General features: G+C 71.3%; 17 protein-coding genes, 1 rRNA gene and 1 riboswitch. Of the genes, 5 read left to right on the forward strand and 13 right to left on the reverse strand.

Going from position 1 to position 20,209, the window contains the following annotated elements; translation table 11 throughout:
• The first annotated feature begins 283 nt into the window (after positions 1-283).
• Positions 284-679, forward strand: coding sequence for a TOBE domain-containing protein (locus WN71_RS16250; protein WP_046587724.1), 396 nt, complete (start codon positions 284-286; stop codon positions 677-679).
• A gap of 108 nt (positions 680-787) precedes the next feature.
• Here the strand turns inward: WN71_RS16250 and WN71_RS16255 are convergent, their stop codons facing one another.
• Positions 788-1,240 (reverse strand): molybdopterin-dependent oxidoreductase, encoded by a 453-nt coding sequence (locus tag WN71_RS16255; RefSeq protein WP_046587726.1) that lies wholly within the window; start codon positions 1,238-1,240, stop codon positions 788-790.
• A 225-nt stretch (positions 1,241-1,465) separates the two neighbouring features.
• Here WN71_RS16255 and modA point away from each other — a divergent pair, with 225 nt between their 5' ends.
• Genes modA through WN71_RS16270 form a run of 3 tightly spaced genes read left to right on the forward strand, consistent with a single transcriptional unit; the run spans position 1,466 to position 4,238 of the window.
• Positions 1,466-2,287 carry a molybdate ABC transporter substrate-binding protein gene (gene modA / locus WN71_RS16260; RefSeq protein WP_079177898.1) on the forward strand — a complete coding sequence of 274 codons (822 nt, stop codon included), beginning with the start codon at positions 1,466-1,468 and terminating at the stop codon, positions 2,285-2,287.
• Positions 2,284-3,147 carry a molybdate ABC transporter permease subunit gene (gene modB, locus WN71_RS16265; RefSeq protein ID WP_046587730.1) on the forward strand — a complete coding sequence of 288 codons (864 nt, stop codon included), beginning with the start codon at positions 2,284-2,286 and terminating at the stop codon, positions 3,145-3,147. Before modA ends, modB begins: the two co-directional genes overlap by 4 nt.
• A complete protein-coding gene (locus WN71_RS16270; RefSeq protein WP_046587733.1) occupies positions 3,144-4,238 on the forward strand; it encodes an ABC transporter ATP-binding protein in 1,095 nt (364 codons plus the stop codon). Before modB ends, WN71_RS16270 begins: the two co-directional genes overlap by 4 nt.
• Before the next feature lie 96 nt (positions 4,239-4,334).
• Here WN71_RS16270 and gcvP read toward each other — a convergent pair whose 3' ends face one another.
• Positions 4,335-7,217, reverse strand: a complete 2,883-nt coding sequence (gcvP, locus tag WN71_RS16275; protein ID WP_046587735.1) for an aminomethyl-transferring glycine dehydrogenase — start codon at positions 7,215-7,217, stop codon at positions 4,335-4,337.
• Between the two features lie 173 nt (positions 7,218-7,390).
• Positions 7,391-7,487: riboswitch (glycine riboswitch) on the reverse strand.
• 113 nt (positions 7,488-7,600) lie between these two features.
• Here gcvP and WN71_RS16280 point away from each other — a divergent pair.
• Positions 7,601-7,972 carry a PRC-barrel domain-containing protein gene (locus WN71_RS16280; protein WP_046587737.1) on the forward strand — a complete coding sequence of 124 codons (372 nt, stop codon included), beginning with the start codon at positions 7,601-7,603 and terminating at the stop codon, positions 7,970-7,972.
• A 220-nt stretch (positions 7,973-8,192) separates the two neighbouring features.
• On the opposite strand, the gene WN71_RS16285 is transcribed toward WN71_RS16280, so the two are convergent.
• From WN71_RS16285 to rrf, 11 genes are all read right to left on the reverse strand, one after another.
• A complete protein-coding gene (locus WN71_RS16285; protein ID WP_240529674.1) occupies positions 8,193-9,827 on the reverse strand; it encodes a DNA polymerase IV in 1,635 nt (544 codons plus the stop codon).
• A 114-nt stretch (positions 9,828-9,941) separates the two neighbouring features.
• Positions 9,942-10,607 (reverse strand): MerR family transcriptional regulator, encoded by a 666-nt coding sequence (locus WN71_RS16290; RefSeq protein ID WP_206300088.1) that lies wholly within the window; start codon positions 10,605-10,607, stop codon positions 9,942-9,944.
• A 253-nt stretch (positions 10,608-10,860) separates the two neighbouring features.
• Positions 10,861-11,334: a bifunctional nuclease family protein gene (locus tag WN71_RS16295; RefSeq protein ID WP_004934251.1), complete on the reverse strand. Its 474-nt coding sequence runs from the start codon at positions 11,332-11,334 to the stop codon at positions 10,861-10,863.
• An 85-nt stretch (positions 11,335-11,419) separates the two neighbouring features.
• Positions 11,420-12,157, reverse strand: a complete 738-nt coding sequence (gene ftsR, locus WN71_RS16300) for a transcriptional regulator FtsR (RefSeq protein ID WP_046587744.1) — start codon at positions 12,155-12,157, stop codon at positions 11,420-11,422.
• Between the two features lie 22 nt (positions 12,158-12,179).
• The gene (locus WN71_RS16305) at positions 12,180-13,022 is read right to left on the reverse strand and encodes an FHA domain-containing protein (protein WP_240529677.1); all 843 of its coding nucleotides are present in this window, start codon (positions 13,020-13,022) and stop codon (positions 12,180-12,182) included.
• 148 nt (positions 13,023-13,170) lie between these two features.
• A complete protein-coding gene (locus WN71_RS16310; protein WP_420856505.1) occupies positions 13,171-13,998 on the reverse strand; it encodes a DUF881 domain-containing protein in 828 nt (275 codons plus the stop codon).
• A gap of 1,180 nt (positions 13,999-15,178) precedes the next feature.
• A complete protein-coding gene (locus WN71_RS16315; RefSeq protein WP_046587749.1) occupies positions 15,179-15,511 on the reverse strand; it encodes a small basic family protein in 333 nt (110 codons plus the stop codon).
• Positions 15,508-16,344 (reverse strand): DUF881 domain-containing protein, encoded by an 837-nt coding sequence (locus WN71_RS16320; protein WP_046587752.1) that lies wholly within the window; start codon positions 16,342-16,344, stop codon positions 15,508-15,510. The genes WN71_RS16315 and WN71_RS16320 overlap by 4 nt, the downstream gene beginning before the upstream one ends.
• A 341-nt stretch (positions 16,345-16,685) precedes the next feature.
• Positions 16,686-19,181: a mannose-1-phosphate guanyltransferase gene (locus WN71_RS16325; RefSeq protein WP_046587754.1), complete on the reverse strand. Its 2,496-nt coding sequence runs from the start codon at positions 19,179-19,181 to the stop codon at positions 16,686-16,688.
• 115 nt (positions 19,182-19,296) lie between these two features.
• Positions 19,297-19,905 (reverse strand): cardiolipin synthase ClsA, encoded by a 609-nt coding sequence (gene clsA / locus WN71_RS16330; protein WP_046587756.1) that lies wholly within the window; start codon positions 19,903-19,905, stop codon positions 19,297-19,299.
• Between the two features lie 111 nt (positions 19,906-20,016).
• Positions 20,017-20,133 (reverse strand): 5S ribosomal RNA (gene rrf, locus WN71_RS16335).
• Between the last annotated feature and the right edge of the window lie 76 nt (positions 20,134-20,209).

The following is a 20,209-nucleotide window of genomic DNA, read 5'->3' on the forward strand; positions in this document are numbered from 1 at the left end:
CCGACGTCAGAGCGGCGGTCAGAACCCTCCCGCTGCACGTCAACAGCCCGTCAGCACCCCTCCCGCCCGCGGACACCCACGCCTGACGTCGGCCCCATGCGAGCCCACGCGCCTGGGACGCCGGAACGCTGACCCCCACGCGCATCGCCCTGTGGTGGGCGCTGTCCACCGCGCTCCACCCGGTCCGCTCGTCCCCGCGCCACGAACTGAAGCCATATCGCGTTGTACCCGACGGCCAACCCCGTGTCCGCGGTTCCGGCCGCGTCCGCCTATCGTGACCGCCATGCAGTCCTACACGATCGGCCAGGCGGCGCGGCTGCTCGGCGTCAGCCCGGACACCGCCCGCCGCTGGGCCGACGCGGGCCGGGTGGCCACCCACCGCGACGAGGGCGGGCGCCGCCTCATCGACGGGCGGGACCTCGCCGCGTTCTCGGTCGAGCTGGCCCGGTCCGGGACGGCCGAGGAGGACGCCTCGTACACCTCCGTACGCAACGCCTTCCCGGGGATCGTCACCGCGATCAAGCTGGGTGACGTCGCCGCACAGGTCGAGATCCAGGCCGGCCCGCACCGGCTGGTCTCGCTGCTGACCCGCGAGGCCGTGGAGGAGCTGGGGCTGGAGGTCGGCATGGAGGCCACCGCCCGGGTGAAGTCGACGAACGTGCACATCGACCGGGTCTGACCGCCGGGCCCGGGGCAGGGGCGGGGGCGGCCCCTACCGAGTTCGGGGCCGAGGACCCGGACGGGACGTCGGGCCCGGGGCCCGCAGCGGCTCGCCCCGCTGGATCCCTCACGCCCAGGGCCCGTAGCGGCCGTCCACCCGGATCGCGTTGACCCCGCTGACATAGCGCGCCCCGCAGCGGTCCTGCGGCAGGACGAGCTGCGGCCCGGCTCCGTCCAGCGAGGTGTCGTCGATGCCGACGGCGAGCAGCACCGGCGCGTGCGCGAAGTCCGGGTCGATCTCCGCCCACGACAGCAGGGCCCGGTGCCCGTCCGTGCCGGACACCGCGATCAGGAACCGCAACCTGTCCTTGCGCCGCGCGGGATCGAAGCCTGGCCCGGCGTCGCACAGCACGTCGTGCAGCAGCGGCCCCGCGAAGCCGTGGTGTCGTACCCCGCTGGTCGCGCACTCGAACGTGACCCGCACCCGGTGCTGAGGCCAGGACAGCAGGTCGGACACGGTCAGCCGGACCGGACGGGCGACGTCTCCGCCCAGCGCGAGCACCGCTGGCGCCACGGCCATCACCTCCCGGTGGACGCTACCCGAACGGCACCCCCGTACAAACGCACATGCGACCCCTGAGGGCCATGAGCCCAGCTCATGCGATGTGACAGGAGACTTACGCCTGGCAAATGCGGCAGTATCATCACCACGCGTGGCCGCCCGGCGACCACGCGAGGGCGCGCCGGATTCAGCGACAGCTGTTCCACGGGGACCACCCGTGGGGAAAAGAGGAGTAGACCTGTGATCACCCGTAACGTGCAGCGGACCCGCCGGACCCTTCAGGTCGCCGGCGCGGGAGTCGCCGCACTGCTGGCCCTGACCGCCTGTTCCTCCTCCGACTCGGACTCGTCCGCCACGTCGGACTCCTCCTCGTCCGCCTCCCCCAAGCTGTCCGGCACCGTGACGGTGTTCGCCGCGGCCTCCCTCCAGGAGAGCTTCACGACGCTCGGCAAGCAGTTCGAGAAGGCCCACCCGGGCACCAAGGTCACCTTCAACTTCGGTGGCAGCGACACCCTCGCCGCGAGCATCACCGGCGGCGCCCCGGCCGACGTCTTCGCCGCGGCGAGCCCGAAGACGATGGCGATCGTGACCGACAAGAAGGACAACGCGACCACCCCGGTCACCTTCGTCCGCAACCAGCTGGAGATCGCCACCCTGCCGGGCAACCCCGACAAGGTCTCCTCCCTCAAGGACCTGACGAACAAGGACCTGAAGGTCGTCCTGTGCGACAAGACGGTGCCCTGCGGCGCCGCCGCCCAGAAGGCCCTCGACGCCAGCAACCTCAAGCTCACCCCGGTCTCCTACGAGCAGGACGTCAAGAGCGCCCTGAACAAGGTGGAGCTGAAGGAGGCCGACGCGGCCGTCGTCTACAAGACCGATGTGCACGCCGCGGGTGACAAGGTGGAGGGCGTGGAGTTCCCCGAATCGTCCGAGGCCATCAACGACTACCCGATCGCCCTGCTGAAGGACGCGCCCAACGCCGCGGCCGCCAAGGCGTTCATCGCCCTCGTGCAGTCCGCCGAGGGCCAGAAGGTGCTGAGCGACGCCGGATTCCTCAAGCCGTGACCTCGTCCTACGACACCTCAGGCGCCGCGGCCGACACCCTGAAGGGTGGGCCGCGGCGCCGCCGTGTCCGCACCGGCGTGCGCGGGGCTCCGCTGCCGCTGCTGGTGCCCGCGCTGGCCGGCCTCGTCTTTCTGCTGCTGCCGCTGGTCGCGCTGCTGGTCCGGGCGCCGTGGAGCACCATGCCGGAGCAGCTCACCAGCACCGAGGTGTGGCAGGCGCTGCGCCTCTCCCTGCTCTGCGCCACCGCGGCCACCGCCGTGAGTCTGGTGCTCGGCGTGCCGCTGGCCTGGCTGCTGGCCCGCACCGACTTCCCCGGCCGCGGTCTGGTGCGCGCGCTGGTGACCCTGCCGCTGGTGCTGCCCCCGGTGGTGGGCGGTGTCGCCCTGCTGATGGCCCTCGGCCGCAACGGTGTCGTAGGACAGTGGCTGGACTCCTGGTTCGGCATCACCCTGCCGTTCACGACGGCGGGCGTGGTGGTCGCGGAGGCGTTCGTGGCGATGCCGTTCCTCGTCATCAGCGTGGAGGGCACCCTGCGCGCCGCCGACCCGCGCTACGAGGAGGCCGCCACCACCCTGGGGGCCTCCCGCTTCACCGCCTTCCGCCGGGTCACCCTGCCGCTCATCGCGCCCGGTGTGGCGGCGGGTTCGGTGCTGGCCTGGGCGCGGGCGCTCGGCGAGTTCGGCGCGACGATCACCTTCGCCGGCAACTTCCCCGGCCGTACCCAGACGATGCCCCTCGCCGTCTATCTCGCGCTCCAGAACGACCCGGAAGCCGCCATCGCCCTCAGCCTGGTGCTGCTGGCGGTGTCGATCGCGGTCCTGGCGGGGCTGCGGGACCGCTGGATGACGGCCGCTTCATGACGGACATCGACAAGACCGCGGCGGACACCGGCAGTGGCGACGACCCGGCCCGGGAGGGACTGGACGCCCGTCTCCTCGTCGAGCGCGGCAGCTTCCGTCTCGACGTCGCGCTCACCGCGGCGCCCGGTGACGTCGTCGCGCTGCTCGGGCCCAACGGCGCTGGCAAGACCACCGCGCTGCGCGCGCTCGCCGGGCTGACCCCGCTCAGCGGCGGTCGTCTCCGGCTCGACGGGGCCGAGTTGGACGGTACGCCGCCCGAATCCCGGCCGGTCGGCGTGGTGTTCCAGGACTATCTGCTCTTCCCGCATCTGAGCGCGCTCGACAACGTGGCGTTCGGGCCGCGCTGTCAGGGCCTCGGCAAGGCGCAGGCGCGCGCGCTGGCCGCCGAGTGGCTGGCGCGCATGGGCCTCGCCGAGCACGCGGGCGCCAAGCCGCGCCGCCTGTCGGGCGGTCAGGCCCAGCGCGTCGCCCTCGCTCGCGCGCTGGCGATCCGCCCCCGGCTGCTCCTGCTGGACGAGCCGCTCGCCGCCCTGGACGCCCGCACCCGCCTCGACATCCGCTCCCAGCTGAGGCGCCATCTGGCCGAGTTCGAGGCGGTCGCCGTGCTCGTCACACACGATCCGCTGGACGCGATGGTGCTGGCCGACCGGCTCGTGGTGATCGAGGGCGGCCGCGTGGTGCAGGAGGGGTCGCCCACGCACATCGCCCGGCACCCGCGCACCGACTACATCGCGCAGCTGGTGGGCCTGAACCTCTACCGGGGCCGGTCCGACGGCCACACCGTGCGGCTCGACGCGGGGCCCGCCCTCACCACCACCGAGCCCCTCACCGGCGAGGTGTTCGTGGCGTTCCCGCCGAGCGCGGTCACCCTGCACCGCGAGCGGCCGACCGGGACCAGCGCCCGCAACCTGTGGCGCTGCGAGGTCTCCGGCCTGGAGACGCACGGCGACCAGATCCGCGCGGACCTCGGCGGCGAACTGGCGCTGGCGGCCGACCTCACGACGGTCGCCGCGGCCGAACTCGGCCTGCATCCGGGCGCCGAGGTCTGGGCGACGGTGAAGGCCGCGCAGACGCACGCGTATCCGGCCTGAGCACCCCGCACACGAGCGGAGGGGCCCCGCCGTGCGGGGCCCCTCTCATCTGCTCAGCTGCTCACCTCGACGAGGTCTGCTCGCCTCGACGAGATCTCAGTCCTCGTACGCGTCCAGCGGCGGGCACGAGCAGACCAGGTTGCGGTCGCCGTACGCCTGGTCGATGCGGCGCACCGGCGGCCAGTACTTGTCGGCCGGTACGACCCCGGCCGGGAACACGGCCGCCTCGCGCGAGTACGCGTGCTCCCACGCGCCGCCCAGCGCGGCCGCGGTGTGCGGGGCGTTGCCCAGCGGGTTGTCGTCCGCCGGCCACTCGCCCGCGCCGACCTTCTCGATCTCCGCGCGGATGGCGATCATCGCGTCGCAGAACCGGTCCAGCTCGGCCAGGTCCTCGGACTCGGTCGGCTCGATCATCAGCGTGCCGGCCACCGGGAACGACATGGTCGGCGCGTGGAAGCCGTAGTCGATCAGACGCTTGGCGACGTCGTCGACGCTCACGCCGGTCGCCTTGGTGAGCGGGCGCAGGTCGATGATGCACTCGTGCGCGACCAGGTTGCCGGGGCCGGTGTAGAGCACGGGGAAGTGCGGCTCCAGGCGCTTGGCGATGTAGTTGGCGGACAGCACGGCCACCTGCGTGGCGCGCTTCAGGCCCTCGCCGCCCATGAGACGGACGTACGCCCACGAGATCGGCAGGATGCCGGCGGAGCCCCACGGGGCGGCGGAGATCGGGCCGACGCCCGTCTCCGGGCCCGCGGCGGGCTGCATCGGGTGGTTCGGCAGGTACGGCGCCAGGTGCGAGCGCACCGCGACCGGGCCGACGCCCGGACCGCCGCCGCCGTGCGGGATGCAGAACGTCTTGTGCAGGTTCAGGTGCGAGACGTCGCCGCCGAAGTGGCCCGGCTTGGCGAGGCCGACCAGGGCGTTGAGGTTGGCGCCGTCGACGTAGACCTGACCGCCGGCCTCGTGGACCTGGGCGCAGATGTCGGCGACGTGCTCCTCGAACACCCCGTGCGTGGACGGGTAGGTGATCATGAGCACGGAGAGCTCGTCACGGTGCTGCTCGATCTTCGCGCGCAGGTCGGCGACGTCGATCTCGCCGTCCTCGGCGGTCTTCACGACGACGACCTTCATGCCGGCCATCACGGCGCTGGCGGCGTTGGTGCCGTGCGCGGAGGACGGGATCAGGCAGATCGTGCGCTGCTCGTCGCCGTTGGCGCGGTGGTAGCCGCGCACGGCCAGCAGGCCCGCCAGCTCGCCCTGCGAACCGGCGTTGGGCTGGAGGGAGACCTTGTCGTAGCCGGTGACCTCGGCGAGGCGGTCCTCCAGCTCGTGGATGAGCGTGAGGTAGCCCTCGGCCTGCTCGGCGGGCGCGAAGGGGTGCAGCTGCCCGAACTCCGGCCAGGTGACCGGCTCCATCTCGGTGGTCGCGTTGAGCTTCATGGTGCAGGAGCCCAGCGGGATCATGCCGCGGTCGAGCGCGTAGTCGCGGTCGGACAGCCGGCGCAGGTAGCGCAGCATCGCGGTCTCGGAGCGGTGCTCGTGGAAGACGGGGTGGGTGAGGTAGTCGTCCGAGCGCAGCAGGGCGGCCGGGAGGGTGTCCTCGGTGACCGCGTCCAGCGCCTCCACGTCGGCCTCGACGCCGAACGCCGCCCACACGGCCGCGAGCTGGTCGCGGGTGGTGGTCTCGTCGCAGGCGAGGGAGACGTGGTCGGCGTCGGCCAGGTGCAGGTTGACGCCCCGCTCCCGGGCCGCGGAGACGACCTCGGCGGCGCGGCCCGCGACGCGCGCGGTGAGCGTGTCGAAGTACGCGCCGTGGACGATCTCGACCCCGCCGGCCGTGAGGCCCGCGGCGAGGATCGTGGCGTAGCGGTGGGTGCGGCGGGCGATCGCGCGCAGGCCGTCGGGGCCGTGGTAGACGCCGTACATGCCGGCCATCACGGCGAGCAGCACCTGCGCGGTGCAGATGTTGCTGGTGGCCTTCTCGCGGCGGATGTGCTGCTCGCGGGTCTGGAGGGCGAGGCGGTACGCCTTGTTGCCGTCGGCGTCGACGGAGACGCCGACCAGGCGGCCGGGCAGGCTGCGGGCGAACTTCTCGTGCACGGCCATGTAACCGGCGTGCGGGCCGCCGAAGCCCATCGGGACGCCGAAGCGCTGGGTGGTGCCGATCGCGATGTCCGCGCCCAGCTCGCCGGGCGAGACCAGCAGGGTCAGCGCGAGCAGGTCGGCGGCGACGGTGACGAGGGCGCCCCGCTCGTGCGCCTGGTCGACGACCGCCTTGATGTCGCGTACGGCACCGGAGGCGCCCGGGTACTGGATCAGCACGCCGTTGATCTCGCGGCCGTCGAGCTCGGCCGGGATGCCGTCGGCGAGGTCGGCGACGACGATCTCGACGCCGGTCGGCTCGGCGCGGGTCTCGATCACGGCGACGGTCTGCGGCAGGGCGTCCGCGTCGACCAGGAAGAGGCCCTTCTTGTTCTTGCCCATGCGCCGGGACAGCGCCATCGCCTCGGCGGCGGCCGTGCCCTCGTCGAGGAGGGAGGCGCCCGAGGTGGGCAGGCCGGTGAGGTCGGCGACCAGGGTCTGGAAGTTCAGCAGGGCCTCCAGGCGGCCCTGCGAGATCTCCGGCTGGTAGGGCGTGTACGCCGTGTACCAGGCGGGGTTCTCCATGACGTTGCGCAGGATCACCGGCGGCGTGAACGTGCCGTAGTAGCCGAGTCCGATCATGGAGCCGAGGACCTGGTTGCGGTCGGCGAGGGAGCGCAGCTCCGCCAGCACCTCGGCCTCGGTGCGCGCGCCGGGCAGGTCGAGGGCGTCGGCGTTCTTGATCACGTCCGGCACGGCGGCCGCGGTGAGCTCGTCGAGCGAGCCGTACCCGACGTGGGCGAGCATCTTGGCCCGCGCCTCCAGGTCGGGCCCGATGTGGCGCAGCTCGAAGGGGATGCCCTGTTCGAGCGCCGAGAGCGGGATGCGAGGGGTCATTACGGCGGCCTCCTGGTCTGCACGACCTTCGGGGGCACCACGGCACGGGTACCCGGACAGCCTCCCCCTCTGTCATCTCGACCTGAGAGCTTCACCGGGCCGCCCGAAGGCTCCCGGCTTTCACCGTCGGTGAGGGCGCACGCCGCGGCGCACGCCCTGCTTTCCAGAGTGACCTCGTCCGTGCGGTACGTGTGCCTGAGAGATTCCGGGGAGGATTTGCTCCTTCGGCGCCTCCGGATCATTCCTGGAGGACTCTCCCGCGCGGGGTCAGCAGCCGCTGTCAGCCTACCAGCGAGGTCGGCGCGCGGGCCCTCGAGTGGCCGCCTTCCCCGTTGTGCACTTTTGTAGTGCTAACGGATGAGTTGCGACCAAGTGGAGGGCCCGTGCAGACCGACATCGATCCGCGGCACCTGATCGGCCGCAAGGCGTTCGACCGCAACGGCACCAAGATCGGCACCATCGACGAGGTCTACCTCGACGACGCGACCGGCGTGCCGGAGTGGGCGGCCATACGCACCGGCCTGTTCTCCAGAGACGCCTTCGTTCCTCTGGAACCCAGCAAACTGGTCGAGGGGACACTGCACGTCCCGTTCGAACGCGCCCTGATCAAGGACGCCCCGGACTTCGGCGTGGGCCGCCACCTCTCCCCCGAGCAGGAGCTGCAGCTCTACCACCACTACGGCCTGGACGTCGCCGCTCCCCCACCCGTGCCGGACCACGACTTCGGCCGCCTGGCAGGCTCAGACGAGACCTGACGGGGTCCCTCCGGGGGTTCGAGGAGGGGGCGGGGTGCCGTGGGCCGGGGGGCGCGGGGTGACGTCGGCCGGGGTGTCGTCGCCGGGGAGCCCAGGGTGGCGTCGATCGGGGTGCCGTAGCCGTGGTGGCATTGGCTGAGGGGTCCTGAGCCGGGCCGTCCTGGGCCGGATGGCCTTGGGCGGGCTGATCCCGACCCGGCCGGTCCCGCGCCGACCAGTCCTAGGCCGACCGATCCTCAGCCGACGGGTCCTGCGCCGACCGCTCCTGAACCTGACCGTCCCGGGCGGCCTGATCCCGAGCCGGATGCTCCAGGACCGGCTGGTCCCCAGCCGGATACTCCCGGGCCGGTGACTGCCGGACCGGTGACTGCCGGACCGGTGACTCCCGGGCCGGTGACTGGCGGGTCAGGGAGACCCGGGGTGGTGAGGCCTGGGCCGCGGGGATCCGGGCCGGGGGGTCCTGGGCCTCGGGGGCCCGGGCCTGGGGGTCCGGCGCGCCCTCGCCGGGTCTTCGTGCCACCAGCGGCAGCGGTTCGGCCGGTTCCAGGTCCGGGTCGTCGACACGGAAGGTGCGCACCCTGCCGCGCCCCGAGTCGGGCGTCTCGAAGCGCACGGTGACCCGGCCCAGGCCGCTGCCCTGCACCCACCCGTGCCCGTGCTCGGCGTGGTGCACGTCGTGGCCCGCGGGCCAGCGCCGCTCCACCGGCGCGGTCCGCTCCGCCGCGGCCGACTCGGCGGAGCGGACCGCGGCGGGCTCCTCCTCGAGCCCGTCCACGACCACCCCGGCCGCCTGCGCGAACAGATCCTCCTGCGTGTAGTCGGCGAGGCCGCTGACGCCCACCCCGAGCAGCCGCACCCCGCCCGTGGTGTCGACGGACTCCAGCAGCCTGGCCGCGGCCTCCCGCACCACCGCCGGGTCGTCGGTGGGCCCCCGCAGCGTCTCGGAGCGGGTCAGCGTGGAGAAGTCGTAGCGCCGTACCTTGAGCACGATCGTCCGCCCCGACAGCCCCGCGGCGCGCAGCCGGCGCACGCAGCGGTCGGCCAGCCGCTGCACCTCCATGCCGACCCGGAGCCGGTCGTGGATGTCCACGTCGTAGGTGTCCTCGACGGACACCGACTTGGCCTCCCGCTCGGCCACCACCGGACGGTCGTCGTGCGCCAGCGCCATCGCGTACAGCGCGTGCCCGTGTGCCTTGCCGACGAGTCGCACGAGTTCGTCCTCACCCGCCTCGGCGATCTCGTCGACCGTGGTGATCCCGGCCCGCCGCAGATGGTCCCCGGTGGCCGGTCCGACGCCGGGGAGGGTGCGCACCGACATCGGTCCGAGCAGCGCCCGCTCGGTGCCCGGCTCGATCAGCACCAGGCCGTCCGGCTTGGCCTGCTCGGAGGCGATCTTCGCGAGCATCTTGGAGGCGGCGAGGCCCACCGAGCCGGTCAGGCCGGTGACGGCACGGATGTCCTCGCGCAGCCTCACCCCGGTCAGCCGCGCCGACTCGGCGTCCCAGGCGGCGCCGGCCGCCTCCAGGTCGACGAACGCCTCGTCCAGACTCAACGGCTCCACCAGCGGCGACAGCGAGTGCAGCAGCTCCATCACCTGGCCGCTGATCGAACGATAGAAGGCGAAGCGCGGCACGAGATAGGCGGCGTTCGGGGCGAGTCGGCGCGCCTGGGCCATGGGCATGGCGGAGTGCACTCCGAAGACCCGCGCCTCGTACGACGCCGTGGCCACCACGCCGCGCGGGCCGAGGCCGCCCACGACGACCGCCTTCCCGCGCAGGCTCGGCTTGGACGCCTGCTCCGCCTGCGCGAAGAAGGCATCCATGTCGAGATGCAGGATGGTGGGCGCGGTTCTCACATCTCCGATGCTGCACCACACCACTGACAACGCCGCCGTCGGCCCGCGCAGCGGGTGCGGACGGAAAGCGCCTGCCGTCCCGGAAGGCCGTCGTCCGGGAGGGGCCGCGGGCCGCTAGACCGCCCGGTTGCGGCGCCGCGCGAGTTCGTCGGCCGGGTTCTGGCCGACGAGGGTCTCCCCGGTGTCGACCCGCTCCCCGTGCAGCTGCGACAAGGCGTTCTCCACGTCCCGCCACACCACGCCGACCGCGATCCCGAAGATCCCCTGACCGCCCTGGAGCAGGGCGTGCACCTCGTCGGGCGAGGTGCACTCGTAGACGGTGGCGCCGTCGCTCATCAAGGTCATGCGCTCGAGGTCGCGGAAACCGCGTTCCCTCAGATGCACGACGGCCGTACGGATGTTCTGGAGCGACACCCCCGTGTCGAGGAAGCGCTTGACGATCTTCAGTACGACGACGTCGCGGAAGCTGTACAGCCGCTGCGTGCCGGACCCGTACGCGGGCCGCACGCTCGGCTCGACGAGACCGGTGCGCGCCCAGTAGTCCAGTTGCCGGTAGGTGATGCCCGCGGCGGCGCACGCCGTCGGACCTCGATAGCCGATCTGCTCGGACGTCATGGACGTCGCCCCTCCGCTGCTCGGCACGGCCGCAGGTCGCTGCGGAGCGCGCTCGGCCGCGCCGCCGCTCGGACGGAGCCGAGCCGCCGGGGGCGGATACGGACCGCTCTCCCCGAAAGCGCGTCCGGGGAAACCCCCGGCCGTACCGTCGCCGCTGCTGCTCACGCCGACCTCCGTCCTTGACCTGCCTTCTCGACGGTAGGCAGTCACCAGGGGTGCGTCAACGATCGCCACACTCGGCACGCCGAGTGATAATCACCCTAGGAGTGGTTTCCCGCACCCCACCGCGGGGAAAGGCTAGCCGAATGCTCTCCCGACGGGCCGCAGGACGCTCTCAATGGCCGCCGGCACATGCCGCGCATTTCCGCCCGAGCCCGGCGCGTCCCGATCCGGTGAGCCCGGCCCCCGGCACCGCGTCTCACTGATTGCTGGTGCCGAAGTCCTCGGGCGAGATCTGGTCGAGGAACTCGCGGAACTTCTCGACCTCGTCCTCCTGCTCGTCCGGGATCGCGATCCCCGCGTCGTCGAGCACCGTGTCGCTGCCGTAGATCGGCGTGCCGGTGCGCAGGGCCAGCGCTATGGCGTCGGACGGGCGCGCGCTCACCTCGACCCCGCTGGCGAACACCAGCTCCGCGTAGAAGACGCCCTCACGCAGATCCGTGATACGCACTTCGGTGAGCTCCTGACCGACCGCCTCCAGCACGTCCTTGAACAGGTCGTGGGTGAGCGGTCGTGCGGGGGCCATGCCCTGCTGGGCGAAGGCGATCGCCGTCGCCTCCCCGGGGCCGATCCAGATGGGGAGGTACCGGTCCCCTCCCACTTCGCGCAGGAGCACGATCGGTTGGTTCGAGGGCATTTCGACCCGGACACCTACGACATCGAGCTCGTTCACACAGCAACCCTAGGCCGTGCCCGGGACGTTTGGGTAGTCGGGCCCGGAACAGGCGGCCGATCCGGCCGTCCCGCACCAGCCGCCCTCAGGGCAGCCGCACGCCCAGCGCCGTCTGCACCAGCGCCGCGTGCAGCCGCACCGAGAGCGCCGCCAGCTCCTTGGTGCGCGCTTCGGCGTGGGCCCTGGTCTGAGGATTGCGATGCCGCTTCAGCGGGGCCACCACCTGATCCACCAGACCCGCCTCACGGTCCGCGGCGGCCTTCATCACGCGCAGATGCCGCGGCTCGATGCCGAACCGGCCCAGCTCCGCCACAAGGGTGGCCACCGTGACCGACTCGCCGTCGTAGACGCCGTCCGCCACGGGCGCGATCAGGCCGTACGACTCCCACTCCTCGAGGTCGCCCTCCGCGATCTCCGCCGCCGCGAGCAGCTCGGCGCGGCCGATGCGGGCCGCCGTCGGGCCGTCGGCGGACGGCGGCGCGTTCTCGCCGTCCCGCTGCCGGCCCACGACCGGCAGTTGCACCGCCTCACCGCGCTCCATGGCGTCCAGGTGCTCGCGGATCACCTTCAGCGGCAGATAGTGATCCCGCTGCATCCGCAGCACATGCCCGAGGCGCTCGACGTCCTGACCGCTGAACTTGCGGTACCCGGACGGCGTCCGGCGCGGCTCGATGAGCCCCTCGGACTCCAGGAAGCGGATCTTGGAGATGGTGACTTCGGGGAATTCGTCGCGCAGCACGGTCAGCACCGTGCCGATGCTCATCAGCTCTCTGTCCGTGGCGGCGGTGCCGTGTCCGGCACCGCCACTCGGTGTGCGAAGCATGGACCTTCCCTCGGGGGTCGGGTCAGATGCCCTGGCGGCTCGCGTAGAACACCAGACGGTACTTGCCGATCTGGACCTCGTCGCCGTTGGACAGGCCGACCTGGTCGATCCGCTCACGGTTGACGTAGGTGCCGTTGAGGCTGCCGACGTCGGCCACCGTGAACGAGCCGTCCGGGCTGCGCCGGAACTCCACATGGCGACGCGAGACCGTCACGTCGTCCAGGAAGATGTCGCTCTGCGGGTGGCGGCCGGCCGTGGTCAGCTCACCGTCCAGCAGGAAGCGGCTGCCGGAGTTCGGACCGCGGCGCACCACCAGCAGGGCCGAGCCCAGCGGCAGCGCGTCGACGGCGGCCTGCGCCTCGGGCGACAGCGTCGGCATCTGCGTCTGACCGGTCACCTCGGCGTCGTACGCCTCGATGCCGGAGATGGAGATCGTGGAAGTCGTCTCGGAGGCACGCTCCGGGACCGCTCCGGGGCGCAGCGGGGCACCGCAGTTGGAGCAGAAGCGGGCGTTCTCCGCATTGCGGTTACCGCACCTCGAACACACCTGGACCGGCATCGACGGATCCTCCTGCCCTGCCAGGGCGTTGGACGCGTACGGGTCGGCGGTGAACCCTCCACCCGTACTTGAGGTTGACGGTTGCCCGAAACCTATGCCGCCGGACCGGGCAGGGTCAACTGACGCCGCGCCCTCACCACCGGGAACCTGATCCCGGAACAGGGGCCGCTGGCCCTCTGCATCAGGCTGTGCGCGATGACGCGCAGTCGCGTTCTCGTTGCCCTCACGCGCGCTCTTGCCGAACAACTTCCCAAACAACTTCACGGGCGATTCCCCTTGACCGAAACAGACCCGCCCGTGGGGCAGGACGAACCCTGATTGCCTTCACCGGCCGACCCGGACACCCTCACAACGTCCGTATCCACCAGACAGTTTCCACCAAGCACCAGCGGATCGGTGCGCCGACCCCCCGCAACCTCATGCCCCTGCCGGACGGGCCACATGCACCCCCGGTTCACCGGGAGGACGACCGAGCGTAGTCAGGCTGCTTCGCGGCCCGCAAGGCATCCACAACGATCTTGTCGGATCGCTCGACCGACACCGTGGCCTGCTCCTTCTCCAGAGTCTGCACCACACCGCCGGGGATGTTGAGCGCCGGCTCCAGGTCCTGGGGCTTGCCGATGACCTTGAAACGATAGGGAGCGGTGATCTTGTTCCCGTCGACGTCGACGCTCTTGCCCGAATCCGTCAGATACGTGTTGGTGACGACCCGCACACCGTTCACCTGGATCGCCTCCGCGCCGGCCGCGCGCAGTTCCTGGATCGCGTCGAGCAGCATGTCCGCCTGGACCGCCCCCTTCGTGTCCTCGATCGTCATCGTGATGCCGGGTCCCTGCGCGGCCACGGTGCCCGCCAGGATGCCGAGCTGCTTCTCCTTCTCGGCGGTCTGCTTGCGGGCCTCCGCGGCCTGGTTCGAACTGTTCTCCAGTTCGTCGCGCTGCTTTTCGAGACCCTGCTTCTCGTCTTGAAGACGCTGCGTACGGTCGTCCAGTTCATCGAGGATGCGCACAAGATCCTCCTGGCGCGCACCCCGCAACGCGCTGTCGCTGTCACTGTTGGACGCGACCTGGACGGCCAGGCCGAATCCGAGCCCGAACAGCAGCACGGCGACGATGAGTTGGGCCCGCGACAGGCGCGGCGGCCACAGGCCCTGCACCAGTCGCTGCCGGCCGGTCAGCGACGCCGTGGACTTCTCCGCGGCACCCTCCCGGCCGGACTCCGCCTCGGGCCGCTGCCCGCCGTCGCCGGCCGGGCCGGCCTGTGGCGGCAGTACGAGGCCCACGGCGGGTGACGCCGGAACCGCACCGGACGGTTCCGGTTCCGCGACGGAAGACCCCGCGACGCGCCCGGCAGGCCCCGCAACGCGGGCGTGACCGGCGCCGGGAGACACCGTGTCCCCGGCGGGCGGCCGCACCGGTCCGCCGGACTGCCGTACCGCACCGGCCGTCGGTCCTCCCTGGCCACCGGGAGGCGTCACCGCCCCGCCTGGCCGACCCTGGTGCACCGCGCCCGGGCCCGGATTCACGCCAGGAGTACGGGGGTTCGCGGCAGGAGGCCCCACGTGACCACCAGGAGGCCCCGCGTGACCGGCGGGGGGCCCCGCGTGACCGGCCGGGGGCCTAAGACCACCCCTGGGCGGCTGTGCGGGACCGGCCGGGGGCCGGCCACCGTCCTGAGGCGGCCGCGCGTCCCCCGCGGAAGTACGTGAGTCGCCGGCGGGAGGCCGTACGCCACCGAACGGCGGGCGACCGCCACCCGCGGACGGCTGCGCGTCCCCGACCGGAGGCCGCGGATCCCGCGCGGACGGCCGGTCGCCGGGGAAGGCCGAACGACCGCCAGGAGCAGGGGGCTGCGCATCTCCGGACGACGGCCGCGCCGCACCGGCGGGAGGCTGTCCGCCACGGAACGGCGGCCGCACACCACCGGGCGACGGCTGCGCGCCCCCGGCGGACGGGCGCGCGTCACCCGCGGCGGACGACGTACCGCCGAAGGGCGGGCGACCGCCGCCGGACGGCTGCCCGTCCCCGGCCGGAGGCCGCGCGTCACCGGCGGAACGCGACGTACCGCCGAAGGGCGGGCGAGCGTCGGCGGCCGGCGGCTGCGCGTCACCAGGCCGAACACCCGCGCGCGGCTGCGTGTCCCCGGCGGGTGGCCGAGGTGCACCGGACACAGGCCGTGCGCCACCGAAAGGCGGCTGACCGCCGCCGGGCGGCTGGGCGGCCGGCCTGACGTCGGCGGTGTACGGCCGCGCACGGCCGGCCGGCGGCTGCACACCGGCGGACGCCGGCCGGGGGCCGTCGGCGGACGGTCCCGGCGGCTGCTCGCCGGCGGCCGACGGTCCGGGCGCCTGCCGCTCGGGCACGGGCGGGGCGCCCGGAGAGGCGGGCGCCTCGGCGGGAAGTTCCTCGCGCGGCCCGTTCTCGGGCCGCTCGTCCTCGTTGCTCATCGATGTCACGCCGCTCTCACGCCCGGAAGACGTGTCGCCGGATGGCCGCGGCGTTGGAGAAGATCCGGATGCCGAGGACGACCACCACACCGGTCGAGAGCTGGGCCCCGACGCCCAGCTTGTCGCCCAGGAACACGATCAGCGCCGCCACGACCACGTTCGACAGGAACGAGACCACGAAGACCTTGTCGTCGAAGATGCCGTCGAGCATGGCCCGCAGACCACCGAAGACGGCGTCCAGCGCCGCCACGACGGCGATCGGCAGATACGGCTCGACCATCGCCGGAACCTCAGGCCGGACCAACAGGCCGGCCACGACTCCCACGACGAGGCCCAGTACGGCGATCACGATGTGCCCTTCTCAGTGCTCGGCTGTGCGGTACGTACGATCACACTCGGTGCGGCCGGCAGCCGGAGGTCGCTCTCCGTGGAGATCGTGGCCCGGATGCCGTAGTTCTCTTCCAGGGCGTGCAGATACAGCCCGTCGGCGCCGTTCTGGAACCTCGTGCTCAGCCGGTTCCCGTCCCCCACCGCCAGCACCGTGTACGGCGGTACCAGCGGCCTGTTGTCGACCAGTATCGCGTCACCGGCGGCCCGGATCGCCGACAGGGCCGTCAGCCGCTGCCCGTTGATCGACACGGCCTCCGCCCCCGCCTGCCACAGCCCGTTCACGACGCGCTGCATGTCGCGGTCGCGCACCCGGCCGGTGTCGGAGAAGTCTGCTGTCTCGCGCGGATCGCCGTTGCCGCCCGAAGTGGCTTCCTTGGCGTCGTTCACGACCAGCTTCACGCCGGGACCATGGACGGCCGTGGCCCCCGAGAGGATGCCCACCAGGTCCGCCTGCGCGCTGCCGCCGCTGGTCCGCAGCGCGGCCCGCTGCCGGTCGCTCACGTCGTCGCGCAGCTTGTTGACATTGCTCTCGAGCTTGTCGGCGGCCTTGGTCTCCCGGTCGATCCTGTCGATCAGCTCCTGGCGCTCCTTGGCCACCACGGGCGCCGCCACCCGCGCCTGAGCCGCACCCACGGTCACCACGAGCGCGGCGAGCACCAGGCCCGCGGCCAGCACGAGCCGGGCGCTCAGCGTCTTGGGCAGACCGCCCTCGCCCGCCGCTTTCCTGCGGGCGGCCGCCTCGGCGTATCCGTCGTCGAGGCTGTGGTCCATGACGTTGGTGATCAACGACATGGACGCGTCCGGCCGGGACGGCCGCGTCGCTGTGCTCCGAACGGGGGGTTGCTGCGGCATGACGCACATCGTCGCATGTCGCGACCGGTACCTCCGAATGGCCCCACCAAGGTGCCGGACAGACCCCCTTGGGGACGGTTGTCCAGCACGCGCGCGTAGTGCGCTTTTCGGCATATGCCGCCCGCTGCCACGATCCGCCCGCCCGCCACGGGAGAGTGACACGGCCACCCGCACGGCCGCGCTGCCGTACGACGACGGGCCGCCGAACGGCGACGGGCCGCCGGAGTGGAACTCCGGCGGCCCGCTACAAGAAGGGACGCACGACGCCTGACACGGACGCGTCAGCGACCGGCACTGTCCACGATCGCCGACCACTCGTCCAGCAACGCCTGCGCGGAGGCGTCGTCGGGACCCTCGGCCCACAGGTGCGTGACCGCCTCGGCCGGATCCGGCAGCACCATCACCCAGCGCCCGTCGGTCTCGACCACCCGCACCCCGTCCGTGGTGTCGACGGAGCGGTCTCCCGCCGCTTCGACGACCCGACGCATGACCAGGCCCTTGACCGCCCACGGGGTCGCCAGATCCCGCTTGATGACATGAGCCCGCGGAATCCGCGCGTCGATCTGGCTCAGGGTGAGCTGCGTGCGCGCCACCAGCCCGATGAGCCGTACGAACGCCGCCGTACCGTCGTAGACACCGCTGAACTCCGGGACGATGAAACCGCCCTTGCCGTCGCCGCCGAAGATGGTGCCCTCCTCACGGCCGACCCGGGTCAGGTCGTCCGGCGAGGTGGTCGTCCACTCGACCTGCGTGCCGTGGTACGCCGCCACCTGCTCGGCGATCCGCGTCGTCGTGACCGGCAGCGCCACCCGCCCGCTGCGCCGCTCCGCGGCCACCAGGTCGAGCATCACCAGCAGCGCCCGGTCGTCCTCGATGATCCGGCCCTTCTCGTCGACGAGCGACAGCCGCTCGCCCACGGGGTCGAACCGCACACCGAACGCGGCCCCGGAGGACGCCACGATCTCACCGAGCCGCACCAGCCCGGACCGCCGCTGTTCGGCCGTCTCCGTGGGCCGGGCCTCGTCGAGACCCGGGTTGACGGTCAGCGAGTCCACACCGAGCTTGCCCAGCAGGCTCGGCAGCACCAGACCCGCGGAGCCGTTGGAGGCGTCCACGACGACCTTCAGACCGGACTCGGCGATCCCGGTGGTGTCGACATTCCGCAGCAACGACCCGGTGTACGAGTCGTACACGGACGCCGGGAAGTAGAGGTCGCCGATCTCGCCGGGGAACGCACGCCGGTACTCCTGGCGGGCGAACACCCGGTCCAGCTTGCGCTGGCTGCCCTGCGAGAGGTCGGCGCCGGCCCCGTCGAAGAACATGATGTCCACCGAGTCGGGCACTCCCGGCGAGGTCCGGATCATGATGCCGCCGGAACTGCCGCGCGCGGTCTGCTGACGCGCCACGGGCAGTGGCACGTTCTCCAGGTCCCGTACGTCGATGGCGCTCGCCTGGAGCGCGGAGATGACCGCCCGCTTCAGCGCACGCGCGCCACGCGAGTGGTCGCGCGCCGTGGTGACGGTCGCCCCCTTCTTCAACGTCGTCGCGTACGCACCCGCCAGGCGGACCGCCAGCTCCGGCGTGATCTCCACGTTCAGGATGCCGGACACACCGCGGGCACCGAAGAGATGCGCCTGCCCGCGCGACTCCCAGATCACGGACGTGTTGACGAAGGCGCCGGCCTCGATCGTCTTGAACGGGTAGACGCGGACGTTGCCCTGGACAATCGATTCCTCACCGATCAGGCACTCGTCGCCGATGACGGCGCCGTCCTCGATACGGGCGGCCCGCATGATGTCGGTGTTCTTGCCGACGACACAGCCGCGCAGATTGCTCTGCTGCCCGACGTACACGTTGTCGTGGACCACGGCCTTGTGCAGGAACGCGCCTGTCTTCACGACGACGTTGGACCCGACGACGGTGTGCTCACGGATCTCCGCGCCGGCTTCCACCTTGGCGTAGTCGCCGATGTAGAGCGGCCCGCGCAGTACGGCGTCGGGGTGGACCTCGGCACCTTCCGCGACCCAGACGCCGGGCGCGATCTCGAAGCCGTCGAGTTCGACGTCGACCTTGCCCTCGAGAACGTCCGCCTGGGCCTTCACATAGCTCTCGTGGGTGCCGACGTCCTCCCAGTAGCCCTCGGCGATGTAGCCGTAGATGGGCTTGCCTTCCTTCATCAGCTGCGGGAAGACGTCGCCCGACCAGTCGACCGACACATCGGCCTCGACGTAGTCGAACACCTCGGGCTCCATCACGTAGATGCCCGTGTTCACCGTGTCGGAGAAGACCTGCCCCCACGTCGGCTTCTCGAGGAAGCGTTCGACCTTGCCTTCCTCATCCACGATGGTGATGCCGAATTCCAAGGGGTTGGGCACACGTGTGAGACACACGGTGACCAGAGCGCCCTTCTCCTTGTGGAAATTGATCAGCTCGGTGAGGTCGAAGTCGGTCAGGGCATCGCCGGAAATCACGAGGAAGGCATCGTCCTTCAACGCCTCTTCGGCGTTCTTGACGCTTCCGGCGGTACCGAGTGGCTTCTCCTCGTTGGCATAAGTGAGCTCCATACCGAGCTCCTCGCCGTCACCGAAGTAGTTCTTGACGAGCGAAGCAAGGAACTGGACAGTTACGACGGTCTCGTTGAGCCCATGCCTTTTGAGCAGCCTCAGCACGTGCTCCATGATCGGCCGGTTTGCCACCGGCAGGAGCGGCTTGGGCATGCTCGAGGTCATGGGGCGAAGGCGTGTGCCCTCGCCACCGGCCATCACGACGGCCTTCATGTCGGAAGCGTCCTCCTCCAAGAGACGACGGTCTAGCCGACTTCACCCGTGAAGATTGTCCCGCACTTTTCGGCGGCGGGCCAACGAGCCGCTACGTCAGGACATTCCGACGAGCTCAATCGGCCATGGCGTCCGCGCGAACCACACGGCGGACCTGTACCACGTACAGCACTCCTGCCCACCAATACAGGGTCGTACCCCATCCGGCGAACGCCCATCCGAAAATGGCGGCGAGTGACGCGATCCAACCACTTCCGTCACTGAGCAGCAACAGCGGGAAGGCGTACATCAGGTTGAAGGTGGCGGCCTTCCCGAGGAAGTTCACCTGCGGCGGCGGATAGCCGTGCCGCCTGAGGATGCCCACCATCACCAGCAGAACCAGCTCGCGCGCCAGCAGAACGGCCGTCAGCCAGACGGGCAGGATCTCCCGCCAGGTGAGGCCCACCAGCGTCGAAAGGATGTACAGCCGGTCGGCGGCCGGGTCGAGGATCCGGCCGAGGCTGCTGATCTGGTTCCAGCGCCTGGCCAGCTTGCCGTCCAGATAGTCGCTGATGCCGCTGAACGCCAGCACGAGCAGGGCCCAGCCGTCGCTCTGGGGGCCTCCGAACTCCGGCCTGAGGATCAGCCACAGAAAGATGGGGACGCCGGCCAACCGGGCCATGCTGAGGATGTTCGGGATGGTGAGGACCCGGTCTGTCTGGACGCGGGTCTCCTGGACCTCCACCCGGGGGCCTCCTGATAGAAAATGTGCCAACGATGCCCCCTGACCTTACCTCAACGCAAAAAAGCTCCGGTTCCTGGGCTGTGTAGCCCAAGAACCGGAGCTCTAAAGGTAGTTCGGCGGTGTCCTACTCTCCCACAGGGTCCCCCCTGCAGTACCATCGGCGCTGTGAGGCTTAGCTTCCGGGTTCGGAATGTAACCGGGCGTTTCCCTCACGCTATGACCACCGAAACACTATGAAACTGTCGAACAATGCCGCACCATGCCGTAAACAACATGGGGCTGTTCGTGGTTTCAGAACCAACAC

Origin of the sequence: Streptomyces mangrovisoli (assembly GCF_000974985.2) — a bacterium.
Lineage (GTDB): Bacteria > Actinomycetota > Actinomycetes > Streptomycetales > Streptomycetaceae > Streptomyces > Streptomyces mangrovisoli.